General features: G+C 47.6%; 3 protein-coding genes. All 3 read left to right on the forward strand.

The window, feature by feature from the left end:
- Positions 1-741: argininosuccinate lyase (gene argH / locus B7X71_RS14550; RefSeq protein ID WP_293601160.1), on the forward strand; the 741-nt coding region annotated here is incomplete at its 5' end.
- A gap of 5 nt (positions 742-746) precedes the next feature.
- The gene (locus tag B7X71_RS14555) at positions 747-1298 is read left to right on the forward strand and encodes a TRAP transporter small permease subunit (protein WP_293598343.1); all 552 of its coding nucleotides are present in this window, start codon (positions 747-749) and stop codon (positions 1296-1298) included.
- Complete coding sequence (locus B7X71_RS14560; protein WP_293601162.1) at positions 1295-2827, forward strand: TRAP transporter large permease subunit; 1533 nt, start codon at positions 1295-1297, stop codon at positions 2825-2827. Before B7X71_RS14555 ends, B7X71_RS14560 begins: the two co-directional genes overlap by 4 nt.
- Positions 2828-2940: the final 113 nt, after the last annotated feature.

Below are 2940 nucleotides of genomic sequence, written 5' to 3' on the forward strand. Positions count from 1 at the left end.
GGTTTTGATGGCATCTGCAATAACTCGCTTGATGCAGTATCTGATCGTGACTTTGCGATTGAGTTCTGTGCTTTTGCTTCCATCTTGATGATGCACGTATCTCGCTTATCTGAAGAGCTTGTGCTTTGGCTCAGCCCACGCTTTGGCTTTATTGATTTACCAGATCGTTTCTGCACTGGAAGCTCCATCATGCCGCAGAAAAAGAATCCAGATGTACCAGAATTGGCGCGTGGTAAAACGGGTCGTGTATACGGCGACTTAATCTCTTTATTAACCTTGATGAAGAGTCAGCCACTGGCATACAACAAAGATAACCAGGAAGATAAAGAGCCTCTGTTTGATGCTGTTGATACCGTGCAAGATACATTGCGTATCTTCGCTGATATGGTCCCACATATTCAGGTGAAAGCAGATGTAATGAAGGCTGCCGCTGAAGAAGGTTTCGCCACTGCAACTGACTTAGCTGATTACTTGGTCAAAAAAGGTTTGGCTTTCCGCGATGCTCATGAGGCCGTAGCTCACGCTGTTAAAGCCTGCGTTGGTCGTAACTGCATGCTTACCGATCTCACTCTGTCTGAATTACGTTTTGCCTGCGGCTTAGATAATCGCCCTGAACTCATGGGTGATGATGTCTTTGCCCTCTTAACGGTAGATGGCTCTGTAAATTCTCGTCAACATGCTGGCGGTACTGCTCCAGCGCAAGTGCTTGCTGCAATTAAACGGGGTCGTGCAGATCTCTAAACTGCATGGGCTTTTGGGGAACGCTCTCAACAGGAATTGACCGTCTAAATCAATTCTTGGGCAAAGCAGCCAGCATCATGATCTTGCTGTCTTGCGTAATATCAGCTCTCAATGCACTACTCCGCTATAGCCTGGATATTAGTAACAACTGGCCGCTAGAATTGCAGTGGTACCTCTTTGCTGCTGCCGTAATGCTGGGTGCCGCATATACCCTCAAACGCAATGAACATGTTCGAGTCGATTTAATTTACTCGCAGGTTTCTGATCGCGGACGTATTTATATTGACCTCTTTGGTTTGATTGTCTTTTTAATGCCGGCCTGCATTCTGTTTACTTGGCTATCGTGGACTACTTTGTTTTATCCCTCATGGTTAGTCTCAGAGCATTCGCTCAATGCAGGTGGTTTGTCACGCTACCCCATTAAATTTATTGTGCCTTTTGGTTTCTTTATGTTGAGCCTGCAAGGCTTATCGGAAATCATTAAACGCATTGGCGTAATCAAAGGTAAAGAAACATTGCCTGTAGCCGATCTCCATTATGAAAAGCCCATGCAATGATTCCGCTTGAATGGATGCCGCCACTGATGTTTGGTGGATTAATTGTGTTTATGTTGATCGGCTTTCCAGTAGCCTTTTCTTTAATGGCTGCGGGATTATTTTTTGCTGGCATAGCGATTACTGAGAATTTCTTTGGCATGCCTTTTTTGCAGGCCATTCCTCAGCGCATCTTTGGTAGCGTCCTTGCTAACGACCTACTGCTAGCAATTCCCTTTTTTACTTTTATGGGTGCCATTCTGGAGCGCTGCGGTCTTGCAGAAGAAATGCTGGACTCCATGGGTCAGCTCTTTGGGCGCATTCGCGGGGGTCTGGGTTACTCAGTCATTATTGTCGGATTCATTCTCGGGGCGATAACCGGTACTGTGGCTGCTCAGGTGATCGCTATGGCGATGATCTCCCTCCCTGTGATGACGCGCTACGGCTACAACATGCGCTACGCTACGGGCGTTTTAGCGGCTTCTGGAACCATTACCCAACTAGTGCCACCCTCTTTAGTGCTGATTGTCCTGGCTGACCAGCTCAAAACCCAGAGCGGGAGTGCCGATGTTGGCAGTATGTATCTTGGTGCTTGGGGTCCATCTCTTTTACAAATTGCTCTTTTTGCTCTTTACACATTCTTCCTTGCTCGCTTTAGACCCGACTATCTACCCGCCGCCCCTGAGAACGAACTCACCCTCACAGGCTGGGCACTCTGGAAAAAATGCCTCTTGGGAATCATTCCCTCGGCAGTACTGATTTTCTTGGTACTGGGAACCATCATGACTGGCATTGCCACTCCAACCGAGTCAGGCGCCATGGGTGCGATGGGTGCATTGCTTTTAGCCTGGATACGCAGGGCCAGCATCCCCAATCTCAAAGGATTGATTCAAGAGGCCTATCAAAACACGATGCGCATCACTGCCATGGTGGTCTTCATCTTGATTGGCTCCACTTGCTTCTCGGTTGTCTTCCAAGGTGTTGATGGCGGCCACTGGGTTGAGGAATTGTTTTCCAATCTGCCAGGTGGATGGGTTGGCTTCTTAGTGCTTGTGAATCTATTTGTATTCTTTTTGGCTTTCTTCTTGGACTTCTTTGAAATCGCCTTCATCGTTGTGCCTTTGTTAGCGCCTGTGGCAGTCAAACTACTTGCACCAGTTCTACTTGCCTCTATGAATGGCAATCCCCAGGCCGCAGCCAGTGCTGCACTGGTATGGTTTGGCGTCATGCTTTGCGTGAATATGCAAACCTCATTTATGCATCCACCGTTTGGATTTGCGCTGTTCTATCTTCGTGGGGTAGCACCGAAAGAAGTCAAGAGTAGTGACATCTATTGGGGGGCATTACCTTGGGTTGTCCTACAACTCATCATGGTGGTGCTTGTAGCGGCATTCCCAGCACTAGTCACCACCTTCTTAGATAAGCCGGCGGCAGTGGTCCAGAGTCAAGAATTTAACTTCACGAGTGCCGATGAATCCAAGCCTGATGCGGCAACAAATAAGGTTGATGAAGATGCGCCGGTAGTCTTTCAAATAGATAAGCCAGGAAAATAGTAGGCCAAGCGCTTACTCTATTTGGCCTTTGCGATATTGAGATAAAGACCTATCGAGGTGCTTTACGTTGGCCGGAGATTTTAATAAATGTAGTGTCTCCATAACGCTGCAGT

It is taken from the genome of Polynucleobacter sp. 39-46-10 (assembly GCF_002282275.1).